Origin of the sequence: Patulibacter minatonensis DSM 18081, from assembly GCF_000519325.1 — a bacterium.
GTDB classification, from domain to species: domain Bacteria; phylum Actinomycetota; class Thermoleophilia; order Solirubrobacterales; family Solirubrobacteraceae; genus Patulibacter; species Patulibacter minatonensis.
In genome coordinates this window covers 5,151,856-5,164,216 of sequence record NZ_KI912613.1, presented here as the reverse complement: position 1 = coordinate 5,164,216, position 12,361 = coordinate 5,151,856, and the positions used below count along the sequence as shown (strand labels likewise).

The window sequence follows — 12,361 nt, the reverse complement described above, 5'->3', positions numbered from 1 at the left end:
CGTCCCCGCCGGCGGGCGGCGCCGGTCCGCCGGGTCCGCGTCGGGCGGTCCCGCGAGGCCTCCCCGGGTGCTCCCGGGGGGCCCCGGGAGCGGCGCCGCCAGGGGGCCGGACGACGTTCCGTCCTGTGTTCAAGGCACACTCTCGCCGTCCGCCCCTCGCCGTCAGGCGTCGGACGGACCGCCGTCCCGCTCGTGCGGGGGGCGTGCAGACGCGATAGCGTCGCAACCCGAAACGTGCCCCACCACAGGAGGAGCGGTTAGATGACCAAGGCAGAGTTCGTGGACCACGTGGCCGAGAAGGCCGGTCTCGGCAAGAAGGACGCGCAGGCCGCAGTCGACGCGGTGCTCGACACGATCACCGACGCGCTGTCCCGCGGGAGCGACGTCACGTTCTCCGGCTTCGGCAAGTTCTCGGTCGCCGAGCGCAGCGCTCGCAAGGGCATCAACCCGGCCACCGGCCAGCAGATCGACATCGCGGCGAAGAAGCTGCCGAAGTTCTCCGCCGGCGCCGCGCTGAAGAAGTCGGTCGCCTGAGGACCCAGGTCCTCGACGACCGGTCGGTTCCCGGGTTCGGGAGCCGGCTGGCGTCCGCGGTACGGCGTCGCGAGAGCGCGATCGCCGTCGGACTGGACCCCGACCCCGCCCGTCTGTGGCGCGGCGGGGAGTCCGTCCCGAGCGGTGACCCTTCGGTCGCCGCAGCGTCCGCCGTGACGGACCACTGTCGCCGCGTCCTCGACGCGACGGCCCCCGCCTGCGTGGCGGTGAAGCTCCAGAGCGCCTCCTTCGAGCGCCTCGGTCCCGAGGGTGCCCGCGCCCTGCGCGACGTCGCCGAGCACGCCCGGCAGCTGGACCTCCTCGTCCTCCTCGACGCCAAGCGCGGGGACATCGACGTCTCCGCCGCGTCCTACGCCGCCGCGTCCTTCGGCGGGACCGACACGCCGTGGGGCCACGTCCCCGGCGTCGGCGCCGACGCCGTCACGGTCGCTCCGTACATGGGGCGGGACAGCATCCGGCCGTTCCTCGACGCCGGCCGCCCGCTCGGTGGCGGCGCCTACGTCCTCGTCCGGACGTCGAACCCCGGGGCCGCCGACCTCCAGGAGCACGAGCTCGCGGACGGCGAGCCCGTCTGGGCGCTGACCGCACGCCTCGTGGCGGGTCTCGGCGACGACGGCCCGGACGCCGGGGCGCCGGTCTCCGACGTCGGCGCCGTCGTCGGGGCCACCGCGCCGGACCGGCTGCTCCGCCTGCGGGAGCTGATGCCGCGGACCCCCTTCCTGCTGCCCGGCGTCGGCGCTCAGGGCGGCCGCGTCGAGGACCTCGCACCAGCGTTCGCACCGGGTCCCGGCGCCGCGCTGGTGACCGCGTCCCGCTCGATCGTCGGAGCGGCGGGGGACGGGCACGAGGATCCCGCGACGGCCGCGCGCCGCGCCGCCGAGGACCTGCGGGCGCTCGCCCAGGCGCTGTGACGCGCGTTGCGGCGGCGCCGTCGCTGACGCCGTCCGCCTATCCTTCCCGCGATGCCGCCGCGGAGCAAGTTCCGGATCCTCCCCGCGTTGGTCCTGATCGCCGTGGTCGTCGCGGTGTGGCTGGTGGTGCAACCGCACACGCAGGAGCCGACGGCACGGCCGGCGGCCGAGGTCACGGAGCAGCGCGACACCCAGCCGAAGCGGCGCACCTACACGGTCCGTCAGGGCGACAGCCTCTCGTCGGTCGCACAGCGGTACCGCATCACGGTCGACCGGCTGATCGAGCTCAACCCGCGCGTCGACCCGCAGGCGATCCACCGCGGCCAGCGGTTGCGCCTGCGTGACTGACCAGCGCCGCCGGGCCGCCCACACGGCCCGCGTCCTCGCCCTCGCCGCCCTCAGCGCCCTCCTGCTCCTCGCACCGGGGGTCGCGCGCGCCGCCGACGACGACGCCCCCCGGATCCAGGCCCCGTCGGCGATCGCGGTCGAGCTTTCGACCGGCGACGTCGTCTTCGGTCGCCGCGAGGACGTCCAGCGGGGCATCGCGTCGACGACCAAGCTGATGACGGCGCTCGTCGCCCTGGAGCACGAGCCGGACCTGTCGAAGCGCTTCACCGTCCCGGCGTACGCCGCGAGCGCGGGGGAGTCCCTCGCGAACCTCCACGCCGGCGACCGGATGACGATGGAGGACCTGCTCGGCGGCATGCTGCTGCCGTCGGGCAACGACGCCGCCGCGGCGATCGCCAGGAGCGTCGCGGGCTCGATCCCCGCGTTCGTCCGGATGATGAACGACCGCTCCCGCGAGATCGGGCTCGACGCGCGCTTCCGCAACCCGATCGGGCTCGACGCCCCCGGCCATCACGCGAGCGCCTCCGACCTGGTCAAGCTCACGCTGCTCCTGCGGCGCTTCCCCGCGTTCCGCGACATCGTGGACCGCAGGTCGATGACGCTCGACTCCGCGTCACCGGCGATCACCGTGGTCAACCGCAACACGCTGGTCCAGGAGTACCCGTGGGTCGACGGCGTGAAGACGGGGCACACCCGGTCGGCGGGCTACGCGCTCGTCGGATCGGGCCGGCGGCGCGGGATCTCCGTCATCTCCGTCGTGCTCGGCGACCCGTCGGAGGCCGCGCGTGACGCGGACAGCATCGCGCTGCTCCGGTACGCGACCTCGAAGTACCGGCGGGTCCGGCCGCTCCGCAAGTCGACCGTCGTCGGGCGCCTGCCGCTCCGGTACCGCGACACGAAGGTCGACATCGTCGCCGCGGCGACGGTCACCCGGACCGCCGAGCGCAGCGAGAAGCTCCAGACCCGCGTCATCGGGCTGCCGCGCGACGTCGAGGGCCCGCTCCGGCGCGGCGCGCGGCTCGGCACGATCGAGGTGCTCCAGCGCGGCAAGGTCGTCGCACGGATCCCGGCCGTCACCGCGACGCCGGTGGAGGCCGCGACGTTCTGGGAGCGCCTGGACGACGGGCTCGCCCGCGGGTGGGTCCGGTTCCTCATCGGCCTGGGCGTCGTCTGCCTCGTGGTCCTCGCGGTGCTCGTGCGCCGCTCGCGTCGCGCCCGCTGAGCGGTCGGCCGCGTAGGGTGGCCTCGAGCGATGATCATCACCGTCACCCTGAACGCGGCCATCGACCGGTCGCTGGTCGTGCCGAACATCCGCCTCGGCCATCGCCACCGCGCGGTCGAGCAGACCACGCTCGCGGGCGGCAAGGGCGTCAACGTCGCCCGCACCCTGAAGACGCTCGGGCAGCCGGTGATCGCCACCGGGTTCGCCGGCGGCGCGACGGGGACCCGCATCGTCGAGCAGCTCACCCGCGAGTCGATCCTCAACGACTTCGTCCGCATCGCCGACGAGTCGCGCACGAACACCGCGATCTTCGACCCGACCTCCGGCGTGCAGACCGAGGTCAACGAGAAGGGCCCCCGGGTCGACGAGCGCGAGCTCGAGCTGTTCCAGGACAAGCTGCTCTACCTCGCCCGGGGCGCGGACATCGTCGTGCTCGCCGGGTCGCTCCCGCGCAACGTGCCGGAGACCGTCTACGGCGACCTCGTCCGCGAGCTGCGCAAGTTCGGTGTCAAGGTCTACGCCGACACCGACGGCGAGCCGCTGCGCCACGTCCTGCGCGCCGAGCCCGACGGACTGACCCCGAACCAGCTCGAGGCCGAGGAGATCGTCGGCCACGAGTTCGCCGACGACACGGACCGCGCGCTCGCGATCCGCGAGCTCCTCGACCACGGCGTCACCGAGGCCGTGATGACCCTGCAGGACGGCTGCGTCGCCGGCGTGCGCCACGACGGCGGGGCCAGCGGGCCGGTGGGCCTGCACCTGCTCCGGGCGCGCATCGACGTCCGGGAGACCGTCGCCCGGATCGGTTCCGGCGACGCGTTCCTCGCCGGCATGGTCGCCGCGCGCTACGAGGGCCGCACCGACGACGAGGCGCTGCGCTACGCCGTCGCCTGCGGCGCCGACGCCACCCAGCGCCTCGGCGCCGGACTCGTGGACCCCCGGCAGGTCGAGCGGCTCGTGCACGAGGTCGAGATCGAGCGCATCCCCCTCGACGACTGAGGGGATGCCGTGCGGGCCCCGCCCCGAGCATCGCGGGTCCGGACCGCGTCGGACTCCGTCAGGGCTCGGGTCACCCGCGACGCCGAGCGACCTCGACGCGCCTGCTCCCCTCGGGACGGGCGGCGCGGCTCGGGCCGCCCGGAGGCCGCCCGACGCCCGTCCGGCCGCTGCGCGATCCTTCTGTGAATGGAGATCGAGATCGGCCGGGGCAAGAAGGCCCGCCGCGCGTACGGATTCGACGAGATCACGATCGTGCCGTCGCGACGGACGCGCAACCCGGACGAGGTCGACATCGCCTGGAAGCTCGGGCCCTACCGCTTCGAGCTGCCGCTGGTCGCGTCCCCGATGGACGCCTCGATCTCGCCCTCGACCGCCCGCGCGATCGGCAGCCTGGGCGGCCTCGCCGTCCTCGACCTCGAGGGCGTGTGGACCCGCTACGAGGACGCCGACGAGCAGCTCGCGAAGCTCGCGGACCTGCCGGAGGCCGAGGCCCTCGCCCGCCTGCGGGAGCTCCACGCGGCCCCGGTCCGCGCCGACCTGATCACGGAGCGCATCCGCGAGATCAAGTCCGAGCCCGGCGTCGTCGTCGCCGGATCGCTGACGCCGCAGCGCGTCCGCAAGCACTACGAGGTCGCGCTCGAGGCCGGGCTCGACGTCCTCGCGATCCTCGGCACCGTCGTCTCCGCCGAGCACGTCGCCAAGGAGGACCCCCGCGGGGGACCGACCTCCGAGGTCCTGAACCTCAAGGAGTTCATCGCCGAGGTCCCCGTGCCGGTCGTCGTCGGCGGCTGCTCCAGCTACCACACCGGTCTGCACCTCATGCGGACCGGCGCGGCCGGCGTCCTCGTCGGCGTCGGCGCCGGCGCGGGCTCGACCGTGCGCCGCGTGCTCGGCGTCGGTCTCCCGCAGGCGACGGCGATCGCCGACGTCGCGGGCGCCCGTTCGACCCACGTGCTGGAGACCGGCGAGTACGTCCAGGTGATCGCCGACGGCGGGATGCGCACCGGTGGCGACCTCGCCAAGGCCATCGCCTGCGGCGCCGACGCCGTGATGCTCGGCGCCCCGCTCGCCCGCGCCGAGGAGGCCCCCGGCCGCGGCTGGCACTGGACCCCGGCGGCCGCGCACCGCGACCTGCCCCGCGGCGGCCGCGTCCACGTCGGGACGGCCGCGCCGCTGCAGGAGATCCTCCTCGGCCCGAGCCGCGACGGCAGCGGCACCACCAACCTCGTCGGCGCCCTGAGGCGCTCGATGGCGACGTGCGGGTCGCTCGACCTCGCCGAGTTCAACCGCGCGGAGATCGCCATCGCCCCCGCCGCCAACCTCCCGACCGCCTGACGCCGTGACCGACTCCGCAGCCACGCCCGCCCCCGAGAACCCCCTACCGACCGGAGCGGACGTCGACGAGGTCGTCGTCCTCGACTTCGGCGGGCAGTACAGCCAGCTGATCGCGCGGCGCGTCCGCGAGTGCGGCGTGTTCTCCGAGCTCCTCCCGCACCACGTCGGCGCGGAGGAGGTCCGGCGGCGGAAGCCGAAGGGGATCATCCTCTCCGGCGGCCCCGCGTCCGTGTACTCCCCGGACGCCCCGCCGCTCGACCCGGAGCTCCTGAACCTCGGGGTCCCGGTGCTGGGCATCTGTTACGGCATGCAGCTCCTCGCCAAGGAACTCGGCGGCCGCGTCGAGTCCGCCGAGGTCGGCGAGTACGGCCGGTCGCAGCTGACGGTGACCGAGCACGGCACGCTGCTCAAGGACCAGCCGGACGAGCAGCCCGCGTGGATGAGCCACCGCGACACGGTCTACACGCCGCCCGAGGGGGCCGTCGCGCTCGCCAGCTCGACGTCGTCGCCGGTCGCCGCCTTCGAGTCGAAGGACCGCGGGCTGTACGGCATCCAGTACCACCCCGAGGTCGTCCACACGCCCTACGGGCAGCAGACGCTCCAGACCTTCCTGCGCGACATCTGCCACTGCCGGCTGGACTGGTCGGCGGCGAACATCGCCGAGGAGCAGATCCGCCTGATCCGCGAGCAGGTCGGCGACGGCAAGGTCATCTGCGGCCTCTCCGGCGGCGTCGACAGCTCCGTCGCCGCGCTCCTCGTCCACCAGGCGGTCGGCGACCAGCTGACCTGCGTCTACGTCGACCACGGCCTGATGCGCAAGAACGAGACCGAGCAGGTCGAGAAGACGTTCGGCGAGCACTTCCAGGTGCCGCTCGTGGTCGTCGACGCGAAGGACCGCTTCCTCGAGCGCCTGAAGGGCATCACCGAGCCCGAGGCCAAGCGCAAGGCGATCGGCGGCGAGTTCATCCGCATCTTCGAGGAGGAGGCGCTGAAGCTCGCGGTCGGCGCCGGGGCGGAGGTCGACGGCGCCGAGGTCAAGACCTACGGCCAGGTCGACGCCGCCGGCGGCGACACCGGGGCGAAGTTCCTCGTGCAGGGCACGCTCTACTCCGACGTCATCGAGTCGGGCGGCGGCACGGGTGCCGCGACGATCAAGAGCCACCACAACGTCGGCGGCCTCCCCGAGGACATGACGTTCGAGCTCGTCGAGCCGCTGCGCGCGCTCTTCAAGGACGAGGTCCGCGCCGTCGGCAACGAGATCGGCCTCCCCGAGCGCATGGTCTGGCGCCAGCCGTTCCCCGGTCCCGGCCTCGGCATCCGCATCGTCGGCGGCGAGATCACGCAGGCGAAGCTCGACACCCTGCGCGAGTGCGACGCGATCCTGCAGGAGGAGGTCCGCGCCGCGGGCCTCTACCGCGACCTGTGGCAGAGCTTCTGCGTGCTGCCGGACATCCGCACCGTCGGGGTCCAGGGCGACGAGCGCACCTACGGGTACGTCGTCGCCATCCGTGCCGTCACCTCCGACGACGCGATGACCGCGGACTGGGCGCGCCTGCCCTACGACCTGCTGGACCGCGTCGCGGGCCGCATGGTCGGCGAGGTCCGCGAGGTCAACCGGGTCGTGCTCGACATCACGAGCAAGCCGCCCGGCACGATCGAGTGGGAGTAGGCCGGGCCCCGGGATCCGGGGGCGGTCGACGCGGCGGCCCACGGTCTCCGCGCCCGCCCGGCACGCCCCCGGCACGGGGCCCGAGGGCCCTCGTCTACCTCGCCGGTGCGGCCCTCGTGGCGGCCGGCGTCGCCGCCGGGGAGCTCGACCTGGCCCGGACCGCGGTCGCGGTCGCCGGCGTGCTGCTCCTCGTGGGCCTCGCCGGCGGGCTCGCGGACGGTCCCTGGGGCGCCGCCCTGGTCGTCGCCGGGGCGGGGGCCGGCGCCCTCGCGGCACCCGGGCTCGCCCCGCGGGTCGACGTCGTGCCCGAGACGGCGGCCGGGATCGGCGCGGCGATCGGGCTCGTCGCCGTGGTGCCCCTCGTCCTCACGGCGCGCCCGTGGGGCCCGGGGGCGACGCTCCTCGCGGCGGCCTGCGTCGCCGCGGTGCTCCTGGAGGACGTCGACGTCCCCGCCCTGCACCGTCCCGGGACGTGGGCGGGCTTGCTCTTCCTGCTCGGAGCCGTCAACCTGTTGCTCTGGGCGCGCGACCGCGAGCTGGGATGAATCCCGGCCCGCGACGCTGACGGGGCCCGACTCCGGACCGGACGGCGTCGTCCACCGGTCCTGCGCTAGTCTCCCCCGTCGCTGCGCGTCCATCCCTGCCCGCGCCAGCCGAGATTCTTGTGAAGACGTACGTCGCCAGCTCCGAGACCCGTGAACGCTCCTGGTACGTGGTGGATGCCACGAACCAGACGCTCGGGCGCCTCTCCACCCAGATCGCCGAGCAGCTCCGCGGCAAGAAGAAGCCGGAGTACACGCCGCACGTCGACACCGGCGACTTCGTCGTCGTGATCAACGCGGAGAAGATCGCGGTCACGGGCAAGAAGCGCACCGACAAGCTGTACCACCGCCACTCGGGCTTCCCGGGCGGTCTGTACACGCGCACCTTCGAGGAGCAGCTCGAGAAGCAGCCCGAGGAGATCATCCGCAAGGCCGTCAAGGGCATGCTGCCCAAGAACCGCCTCGCGAAGAAGCAGCTGACCAAGCTCAAGGTCTACGCCGGCCCCGAGCACCCGCACGTGGCCCAGAAGCCGCAGGCCCTGGAGATCAACGCCCGATGACTGACGACGTCACCCCCGACGAGACGCCCGAGGAGACCCCCGCCGTCTCCGAGGACGCGCCGCAGGCCGACGCGGCCGAGGCCACGCCCGCCGCCGAGACGCCCGAGCAGCCCGTCGCGGAGGAGGCCCCCGCCGAGGAGGCCGTCGCCGAGGACGACGAGGACGACGCCCCCGCCGAGCCGCGCGTCAAGCCGGCCATCCCCGGTGCCGACCTCGAGGTCGACATCGTGTTCGAGGGCACCGGCGCGCAGGGCGACAAGCCCGACGAGTTCGGCTACTACACCGAGGGCGACGCCGAGGGCGAGTCCGAGGGTGGCGAGAACGCCGACAGCGACGACTCGGCCAACGAGCCGATCGCCGACGTCTCGATCGACCTCTCCGAGGGCGCGCGCTACGCCGCCACCGGCAAGCGCAAGTCCGCGATCGCCCGCGTCATCCTCTCGCCCGGCACCGGCACCTACACGGTGAACGGCAAGGAGCTCGACGAGTACTTCCCGCGCGAGGCCCTGCGCCGCAACATCCGCCAGGCCCTCGAGGTCGTCGGCCAGGACAGCAACCTCGACGTCCGGGCCAGCATCCAGGGCGGCGGCGTCTCGGCCCAGGCCGGCGCGCTGCGCCACGGCATCTCCCGCGCCCTGCTGGTCGCGCAGCCGAACCTGCGTGGCGAACTGAAGAAGCGTGGCTTCCTGACGCGTGACGCGCGCGTCAAGGAGCGCAAGAAGGCCGGCCTCAAGAAGGCCCGCAAGCGCCCGCAGTTCTCCAAGCGCTAGCCCAGACCCGGAACCCGCCACCCACACCCGCTGCCATGACCCGGCTCTTCGGCACCGACGGCGTGCGCGGGAGGGCCGGAGCGGTCCTCACGGCCGAGCTCGCCCTGCGACTCGGCCGTGCTGCCGTTCTGGGGGGCGTCGCCTCCCGGGACGACGCCGAGGGGGCGCGTCCGCGCGTCCTCGTCGTCCGCGACACCCGCGAGTCCGGTCCGATGCTCGAGGCCGCGTTCGCCGCCGGGGCCTCGGCGTCCGGGGCCGACGTCCACCTCGCGGGCGTCGTGCCGACCCCGGCCGCGGCGATCCTCGTCCGCCGGCTCGGCTACGACCTGGCCGCGGTCGTCTCGGCGTCGCACAACCCGCACGCCGACAACGGGATCAAGCTCTTCGGGCCCGACGGCCGGAAGCTCCCCGACGCCCTCGAGGACCGCGTCGCCGGGCTCGTGGAGGAGCTGCCGGCGGACGCGACGCACGGCACCGACATCGGCGGCGTCTCGGCGTTCCTCGGCGCGGTGGAGGACCACCTCCGCGCGCTCGACGAGCGCTTCGGGACGCTGGACCTGACGGGCGTCCGGGTCGCGCTGGACTGCGCGCACGGCGCGACCGCCGTGGTCGGGCCGGAGGCCTTCCGCCGTCGCGGCGCCGAGGTCGTCGTGATCGGCGACGCCCCCGACGGCCGCAACATCAACGCGGGCGTCGGCTCGACGCACCCGGAGGCCGTGCAGGCCCTCGTCATCGAGCACGGCACGACGATCGGGTTCGCGTTCGACGGCGACGGCGACCGCGTGCTCGCGGTCGACGACGCGGGCCGCGCCTACGACGGCGACGAGCTGCTGGCGATCATGGCGGGCCACCTGAAGGCCACCGGCCGGCTCGCCGGGGGCGTCGCCGTCACGGTGATGTCGAACTACGGCTTCCACGCGGCGATGGACGCCGCGGGGATCCCCGTGGCGACGACGCCGGTGGGGGACCGCCACGTCGTCGCCGCGCTCGACGAGCGCGGCTGGAACCTCGGCGGCGAGCAGTCCGGGCACCTCGTCGAGACCGGCTTCGCGCCGTCCGGCGACGGCGTCGCGGCCGCGCTGCTCCTGATGGAGTCGCTGGACGGCGCGTCGCTCGCGTCCTCGCGCGCGATGGAGCGCCTGCCGCAGGTCCTGATCAACGTGCCCGTCACCGATCGCGACGGCGCGATGACGGCCCCGGCCCTGCTGGCCGCGATGTCCGCCGCGGACGAGGGCCTGGCCGGTCGCGGGCGCGTGCTCGTGCGTGCGTCCGGCACCGAGCAGCTCGTCCGCGTGATGGCCGAGGCGCCGTCCGAGGACGAGGCGCGCGCGGTCTGCGAGGCCCTCGTGCTCGAGGTCCCCGGGCGCGTCGGCGCCTGAGCCCCGATCCACCGGGCCCGGGGTCGTTCCGCCGGTCGTCGGCGGAACCGGCCCGGGCCGGGGAGCGCCGCGCCCACGCGGGTAGTCTCGGACCATGGACCAGGGCGTCGGGATCGACCTGATGGACGTGCGACGGCTGGAGGCCGCGCTCGCGCGACGACCGGCGCTCCGTGATCGGCTGTTCCGCCCGGACGAGCACACCGCGCGCGACGGCACTCCGCGGTCGGTCCGGAGCCTGGCCGCCCGCTTCTGCGCCAAGGAGGCCGTGACGAAGGCCCTCCGGCTCGACGCGTTCCGCCCGCTGGAGATCGAGGTCGTCGGGAACGGTGGCCCGCCCGAGGTCCGGCTGTACGGGACGGCGGAGGCCCGCGCGGAGGAGCTCGGGGTCGAGGTCGTGATCTCCCTGACCCACGAACGCGAGAGCGCCGCGGCGGTCGCGTGGGCCGTCCACCCGGCCCCGGTGCCGGCGTGAGCGGCGACGCGGCCCCGGACCTGCCCGCGGGCCTGGACCCGCTCGTCGACGCCGAGGCGATGCGGGCCACCGACGCCTGGGCGATCGACGAGCTCGGCATGGGCGGCGGGGCGCTGATGGAGGCGGCGGGCGCCGCGCTCGCCGACGCCGTCGTGGAGCTCGTGCCCGACGGGCTCGTCGTCCTCGTGTGCGGCGCCGGGAACAACGGTGGCGACGGGTACGTCGCGGCCCGGCTGCTCGAGGACCTGGGTCGTCCGGTGCGGCTCGTCTCGACCGTCCCCGACGAGCGGCTGCAGGGCGACGCCGCGGCGGCCCGGGACGCGTTCCGTCCCGCCGGGCCGTGGACGCCGGACGCCCTCGACGGTGCGGCCGTCATCGTCGACGCGATCCTCGGCACGGGCGCCCGGGACGCCCCGCGCGGCACCGCGGCGGCCGCGATCTCCGCGATCCGTACGGTGGCGGTCCCGGCCGACGACGGGACGCCGGGCGTCCCCGTCGTGGCCTGCGACGTCCCCAGCGGCGTGGACGCCACGACGGGGGAGACCCCGGGGGAGCACGCCGTCCCCGCCGACGTCACCGTCTCGTTCCACGCCGCGGCGCCGGGCCACTGGATCTCCCCGGGCAAGACCCGCACCGGCCGGCTCGTCGTCGCGCCGATCGGGATCCCGGGCCGCCCCGGCGCCGACGTCCCGGCGCCGTGGGCGGGGGTCCTCACCGACCGGCTGCCCGACGCCCTCCCGACCCGCGCGACGGACGGCACGAAGTTCCGCTCCGGCCACGTCGTGGTCGTCGGCGGCGGACCCGGCATGAGCGGCGCACCGTGCCTGGCGGCGAGCGGTGCGATGCGTGCGGGCGCCGGCTACGTCACCGTCGCGGCGCCGGGCAGCATCGAGGCCGGGATCCTCGCCCGGGCCCCGACCGAGACGCTCGGCCTGGTCCTCCCGCACGACGACGAGGGCGGCGTGACGTCGGCCGCGGTGTCCCCGGTCCTCGAGGCGCTCGACAGCCATGGCGGCACCCTCGTCCTCGGTCCCGGACTCGGTCGTGGTGGTTCGCGGGGCACCCTCGTCCGCGACCTCGTCGCCCGGCACCCCGGCCCGGTGGTGCTCGACGCCGACGCACTGGCGGCCGTCGCCGGCGACCCCGAGGCCCTGGCCGCCCCGCACGACGGCCGTCGTGCCGTGCTGACGCCCCACGCCGGCGAGCTCGCACGGCTCCTGGACGTCGGGTCCGCCGACGTCGGGGCCCGTCGCCTGCACCACGCGCGGGAGGCCGCGCGCCGTGCCCACGCCGTCGTGGTCCTCAAGGGGGACGACACGCTGATCGTCGCGCCCGACGGGCGGGTCGCGATCAGCCCCGGCGGCGTCCCCGGGCTGGCGACGGCGGGGACCGGCGACGTCCTCGCGGGGACGATCGGGGCGCTGCTCTCGCGGGGGACCGACGCCTTCCTCGCCGCGGCCGCCGGCGTCTGGCTGCACCTCCGGGCGGGGGCGCTCGCGTCCGCGGAGCACGGCCCGGACGGGGTGGTCGCCCGCGACGTCGCCGAGCGCCTCGGGCACGCCCGGATCTCACGCGTGCAGCACCGGCAGTAGCGTTCCC

The 12,361-nt window shown here is 75.1% G+C and carries 13 protein-coding genes; all 13 read left to right on the top strand.

The features are described 5' to 3' along the window. Positions 1-261 precede the first annotated feature (261 nt). The 13 genes from PATMI_RS0124345 (at position 262) to PATMI_RS0124285 (ending at position 12,354) form a co-directional block, all read left to right on the top strand. Positions 262-534 carry an HU family DNA-binding protein gene (locus tag PATMI_RS0124345; RefSeq protein ID WP_022927671.1) on the top strand — a complete coding sequence of 91 codons (273 nt, stop codon included), beginning with the start codon at positions 262-264 and terminating at the stop codon, positions 532-534. Continuing rightward, positions 531-1,466, top strand: a complete 936-nt coding sequence (gene pyrF, locus PATMI_RS33015; protein ID WP_084270222.1) for an orotidine-5'-phosphate decarboxylase — start codon at positions 531-533, stop codon at positions 1,464-1,466. Before PATMI_RS0124345 ends, pyrF begins: the two co-directional genes overlap by 4 nt. Positions 1,467-1,517: 51 nt before the next feature. Beyond that, positions 1,518-1,814, top strand: a complete 297-nt coding sequence (locus PATMI_RS0124335) for a LysM peptidoglycan-binding domain-containing protein (RefSeq protein WP_026912792.1) — start codon at positions 1,518-1,520, stop codon at positions 1,812-1,814. Next, positions 1,807-3,036, top strand: coding sequence for a D-alanyl-D-alanine carboxypeptidase family protein (locus tag PATMI_RS0124330; protein WP_026912791.1), 1,230 nt, complete (start codon positions 1,807-1,809; stop codon positions 3,034-3,036). Before PATMI_RS0124335 ends, PATMI_RS0124330 begins: the two co-directional genes overlap by 8 nt. A gap of 30 nt (positions 3,037-3,066) precedes the next feature. Further along, positions 3,067-4,035 (top strand): 1-phosphofructokinase family hexose kinase, encoded by a 969-nt coding sequence (locus PATMI_RS0124325; RefSeq protein WP_026912790.1) that lies wholly within the window; start codon positions 3,067-3,069, stop codon positions 4,033-4,035. 186 nt (positions 4,036-4,221) lie between these two features. Further along, positions 4,222-5,370, top strand: a complete 1,149-nt coding sequence (locus tag PATMI_RS0124320) for a GuaB3 family IMP dehydrogenase-related protein (protein ID WP_026912789.1) — start codon at positions 4,222-4,224, stop codon at positions 5,368-5,370. 4 nt (positions 5,371-5,374) lie between these two features. Continuing rightward, a complete protein-coding gene (gene guaA, locus PATMI_RS0124315; RefSeq protein WP_026912788.1) occupies positions 5,375-7,039 on the top strand; it encodes a glutamine-hydrolyzing GMP synthase in 1,665 nt (554 codons plus the stop codon). Positions 7,040-7,155: 116 nt separating this feature from the next. Next, on the top strand, positions 7,156-7,584 hold the full coding sequence (locus tag PATMI_RS0124310; RefSeq protein WP_026912787.1) for a hypothetical protein: 429 nt from the start codon (positions 7,156-7,158) through the stop codon (positions 7,582-7,584). Positions 7,585-7,703: 119 nt separating this feature from the next. Then, positions 7,704-8,141: a 50S ribosomal protein L13 gene (gene rplM, locus PATMI_RS0124305; RefSeq protein WP_026912786.1), complete on the top strand. Its 438-nt coding sequence runs from the start codon at positions 7,704-7,706 to the stop codon at positions 8,139-8,141. A gap of 368 nt (positions 8,142-8,509) precedes the next feature. Further along, positions 8,510-8,911: a 30S ribosomal protein S9 gene (gene rpsI, locus PATMI_RS38440; protein ID WP_026912785.1), complete on the top strand. Its 402-nt coding sequence runs from the start codon at positions 8,510-8,512 to the stop codon at positions 8,909-8,911. Between the two features lie 35 nt (positions 8,912-8,946). Then, positions 8,947-10,290, top strand: a complete 1,344-nt coding sequence (glmM, locus tag PATMI_RS0124295) for a phosphoglucosamine mutase (RefSeq protein WP_026912784.1) — start codon at positions 8,947-8,949, stop codon at positions 10,288-10,290. A gap of 94 nt (positions 10,291-10,384) precedes the next feature. Then, positions 10,385-10,762: a holo-ACP synthase gene (locus PATMI_RS0124290; RefSeq protein WP_026912783.1), complete on the top strand. Its 378-nt coding sequence runs from the start codon at positions 10,385-10,387 to the stop codon at positions 10,760-10,762. Continuing rightward, the gene (locus PATMI_RS0124285; protein WP_157260958.1) at positions 10,759-12,354 is read left to right on the top strand and encodes an NAD(P)H-hydrate dehydratase; all 1,596 of its coding nucleotides are present in this window, start codon (positions 10,759-10,761) and stop codon (positions 12,352-12,354) included. The genes PATMI_RS0124290 and PATMI_RS0124285 overlap by 4 nt, the downstream gene beginning before the upstream one ends. Positions 12,355-12,361: the final 7 nt, after the last annotated feature.